Origin of the sequence: Corynebacterium sp., assembly GCF_030535495.1 — a bacterium.
Lineage (GTDB): Bacteria > Actinomycetota > Actinomycetes > Mycobacteriales > Mycobacteriaceae > Corynebacterium.
The window spans coordinates 2173-5412 of record NZ_JAUNRW010000123.1; the positions used below are offsets into that span (position 1 = coordinate 2173).

The 3240-nt window shown below is 67.3% G+C and carries 5 protein-coding genes; all 5 read left to right on the forward strand.

Features of this window, described 5'->3' with window-relative positions; all coding sequences use genetic code 11:
- The first annotated feature begins 14 nt into the window (after positions 1 to 14).
- Complete coding sequence (ftsE, locus tag Q4F73_RS11130) at positions 15 to 704, forward strand: cell division ATP-binding protein FtsE (protein ID WP_303359414.1); 690 nt, start codon at positions 15 to 17, stop codon at positions 702 to 704.
- A 15-nt stretch (positions 705 to 719) separates the two neighbouring features.
- Positions 720 to 1622 carry a permease-like cell division protein FtsX gene (gene ftsX, locus Q4F73_RS11135; protein ID WP_303359415.1) on the forward strand — a complete coding sequence of 301 codons (903 nt, stop codon included), beginning with the start codon at positions 720 to 722 and terminating at the stop codon, positions 1620 to 1622.
- Positions 1623 to 1627: 5 nt separating this feature from the next.
- Positions 1628 to 2224: a hypothetical protein gene (locus Q4F73_RS11140; RefSeq protein ID WP_303359416.1), complete on the forward strand. Its 597-nt coding sequence runs from the start codon at positions 1628 to 1630 to the stop codon at positions 2222 to 2224.
- An 8-nt stretch (positions 2225 to 2232) separates the two neighbouring features.
- The gene (locus tag Q4F73_RS11145; RefSeq protein ID WP_303359417.1) at positions 2233 to 2835 is read left to right on the forward strand and encodes a hypothetical protein; all 603 of its coding nucleotides are present in this window, start codon (positions 2233 to 2235) and stop codon (positions 2833 to 2835) included.
- A 13-nt stretch (positions 2836 to 2848) separates the two neighbouring features.
- On the forward strand, positions 2849 to 3240 hold a 392-nt coding region (smpB, locus tag Q4F73_RS11150; protein WP_303359418.1), incomplete at its 3' end, for an SsrA-binding protein SmpB.

Consider the following 3240-nt stretch of genomic DNA (forward strand, 5'->3'; position numbering starts at 1 on the left):
CTACAGTGTGAGACGTGATCACCTTCGATTCCGTCACCAAGGTCTACTCGACCTCGACACGGCCGGCTCTGGACAGCATCTCGCTCACCATCGACAAGGGCGATTTCGTGTTCCTCATCGGCCCCTCGGGGTCGGGCAAGTCCACCTTTCTCGAGCTGCTGATCCGGGAGGAGAACGTCACCTCCGGGGACATCCACTTCGCCGACTTCCACGTCAACAAGCTCAAGGGTGGGCAGGTCAACCAGCTGCGTCGCCGGATCGGTTACGTCTTCCAGGATTTCCGCCTGCTGCCGAAGATGAATGTCCACGACAACGTGGCTTTCGCGCTGGAGGTCATCGGCAAGTCCCGTGCCCAGATCGCCAAGACGGTGCCCGAGGTGCTCGACATGGTCGGGCTCGCCGCCAAGGCCGACCGCCTGCCCAATGAGCTGTCCGGCGGTGAGCAGCAGCGCGTGGCCGTGGCCCGCGCGGTGGTCAACCGCCCGCTGCTCCTGCTGGCCGACGAGCCCACCGGCAATCTCGATCCCGAGACCTCCGACGGAATCATGGCGTTGCTCGGCCAGATCAACCGCGGGGGCACCACCGTCGTCATGTCGACCCACAACGCCCGCGCCGTCGACGACATGCGCCGTCGCGTCATTGAACTGCACCTGGGCAAGCTCGTGCGTGATGACGCCCGCGGCGTCTACGGCGAGTCCCGATAGCGAAGGAGAAACCACATGAAACTCGGATTCGTCCTCCGCGAGGCGTTCCGCGGCCTCGGCCGCAACTTCACCATGACCATCGCCCTCATCATCACCACCGCCATCTCCCTGGCGCTGTTGGCCACCGGTTTCCTGGTGACCAAGATGACCGAGGACACCAAGGCCATCTACCTCGACCGCGTCGAGGTGATGATCCAGCTCGACGAGGACATCTCCGCCAACGACGATGACTGCTCCTCGGAGGCCTGCCGCGAGGTCCGCGCGCTTCTCGACGACGCCGACGGCGTCGAATCCGTCACCTTCCGCTCCCGCGAGCAGTCCTTCGCGCGTTTCGTCGAGGTCTTCGAAGACACGGACCCGCAGCTGGTCGCCGAGACCTCCCCGGATGCACTCCCCGCAGCGCTCCACGTGCGGCTGACCGACCCGCTCGATCAGACGCCGCTGGAGCCGGTGCGCGATCTGGAGCAGGTGGACACCATCGTCGACCAGGTCGATGACCTGCGCGGGGCCACCGACAACCTCGATGCGGTGCGTAACGCCACCTTCCTCGTGGCCGCGGTGCAGGCGATCGCGGCGATCTTCCTCATCGCGAACATGGTGCAGATCGCGGCCTTCTCGCGCCGCGACGAGATCTCCATCATGCGCATGGTCGGCGCCTCCCGCTGGTACACCCAGGCACCGTTTGTGCTGGAGGCGGTGCTGGCGACGCTCATCGGAGCCCTGCTCGCCGCGGCGGGGTTGTTCCTGGGCAAGGAGTTCGTCATCGACAAGGCCCTGCGGGGGCTGTACGAATCCCAGCTCATCGCCCCGGTCACCTCCTCCGACATCTGGCTGGTGGTGCCTGTCGTGGCGGTCATCGGCATCATCTTCGCCGGCCTGACCGCACAGGTGGCGCTGCGCAGCTATGTGAGAAAGTAGTAACCATGACCTGGACCCTGGCGCTGACCGCCACCCCCTTAGGCCTCGGGGCCGCCAAGCTCGGCGCCGCCGGCACCCCGGAGATCACCGGCTTCTTCCCGGAGGTCGACCGCGCCGTGCGCCTGTCCTCGGAAGGGGAGGAGTCCCGGTCCCCGGACAGGGCCGTCCTCGTCATCGAGACGGATCTCAAGGACCACGAACTCAAGTGGTACCTCGGCGAGCTCATCATCGCCGGCATCCCCGGGCACAAGGTGCAGGTGCGCACGGACGTGGAGGTGCTGTCCACCGCCCAGGGCGAGCAGGCCTCGCTGGTGGAATACCCCGTGGCGGCGCCGAAGAAGAACCTCTTCGGCGCGCAGCCCGACCCCGTTCCCACGCCGGTGACGGTCACCTTCCCGGAGGCAGGGGAGCAGTCCTTTGAGCGGGTGGAGGTGGCCAGGCTCGCGCTCGAGCATCCCACCACCGAATCCCTCATCAACGTCCCGCCGCCGTCCGAGTCGCCGCAGGAACTCAACCCGGAGCGCAGCAACGTCGCCATCCGCTACCTGCTCGTCCTGGCGATCGCTCTCATCGTCGTCCTCGGAGTCGTGTTCCTGCTCTGATGTGGGAGATGGGGCTGTCGTACGGGGAGTCCGGGGTGGGCTCGGCCGTCGATAAGCACCTCATGGGGGTCTTCCCCACCCTGGCCCGGGCGATCCACGCCGCCGCCCAGTTCGGTGAGGGCCCACCGCGCCGGGTCGTCCTCGTCCATCCCTCCGGGATGTCCGTCACCGACCTCGGTCGCCTCCTCGGCGACATCGCCGATGATGACGTGCAGCTGCTCAGCGACATCGAGGTCCTGCACCGCCTCACCGGTCACCGTGTCCTGCTTATCGACGCCGACCGCAACCTCCTCACCACCTATCCCGGACGCAGCGAGCCCTTCGATGCGGACCGGGTGGCGGCGCTCGTCGCCAAGCAACCGTACGGGACGACCGTGGCGATCACCGGCCACCCGGAGCTGCGCGACCGCTACCACGTGGCCGTGCGCGACTACGCGCCGATGATCGTCGAGCGGCCTGCCCTGGCCGCCCTGGCCCTGCAGGTGCCGGCCACCACCGAGCTGTCCACCACCCCGCGCACCGCCGGGGCGCTGCGGCGCCGGCCGGTGGCACCCCTGGTGTGGGCACTGATCCCGGTTGCGGCGATTCTGGTGCTGATTCTGCTGCTGTAACATGGTCCGGACTATGGGCAAGAAGAAGAAACCACAGGACCGCAGCGTCCTGGCCACCAACCGCCGGGCCCGGCACGACTACCACATCCTCGAGACCTACGAATGCGGCGTCGTGCTGGTGGGCACGGAGATCAAGTCGCTGCGCGAGGGCAAGGTGTCCATCGCCGATGCCTTCGCCACCGTCGACGAGGGCGAGGTGTGGCTGCGCAACCTCCACATCCCCGAGTACTCGATGGGATCGTGGACCAACCACTCTCCGAAGCGCACCCGCAAGCTGCTCCTGCACCGCCGGGAGATCGACTCCCTCATGGGCAAGGTCCGCGACGGCAACCGCACGCTCGTGCCGCTGCAGCTCTACCTCAAGGACGGGCGCGTCAAGCTCGAGCTCGGCCTCGCGCAGGGCAA